Raw genomic sequence first — 467 nt, 5'->3', positions numbered from 1 at the left:
ATATACCCTCTGACCACCTCTAGCTTCTAGCGTCGACGCAACATGACGTTTAGACTTCAATTCGATCGTCGTGGGCAGTGCGGCAGTAAATTCGCGAAATGGAATGCGATCCAAAATATTCATCCTTCGTGGTGGTCGGCCTTGAATATACGGAAGAGTAATAGAATAATTCCTAGTGCGCACACCAGAAAGGCGAACGTGGTAGGCCAAGAGTTGTCTACACCTAGGATAGCGGGTGGAGACTCCCCCAGGGTGTTCATTCCAAGGAATGAGGTTATGAGGGAAGGGATTACCAGCAGCGCAACAAGTATTGATATCCCACGGTCGCGATCCGCTTCGCGTCGATCAGCGTCGCGTTGCGACTGTTGGGACTTCACTGCGTCATCTTGCAGCTTCTTCAAGGCGCCCAGAGTGGCCAAACTGTGAAGGTTGTCCAGCGTACGAGCCTGGTGATCAAGACAGTCTCC

General features: G+C 51.8%; 1 protein-coding gene. It reads right to left on the bottom strand.

All coding sequences use genetic code 11. From position 1 onward, the window contains the following. Positions 1-119: 119 nt before the first annotated feature. A partial coding sequence (locus tag KVS67_RS11620; protein ID WP_217565407.1) for a CorA family divalent cation transporter occupies positions 120-467 on the bottom strand: 348 nt, incomplete at its 5' end.

Source organism: Micrococcus sp. GbtcB5, assembly GCF_019091605.1.
In the GTDB taxonomy this organism is placed as follows: Bacteria; Actinomycetota; Actinomycetes; order Actinomycetales; family Micrococcaceae; genus Micrococcus; species Micrococcus luteus.
Note: the sequence above shows the minus strand (reverse complement) of the source record. Positions and strands in the feature narration are given on the sequence as shown.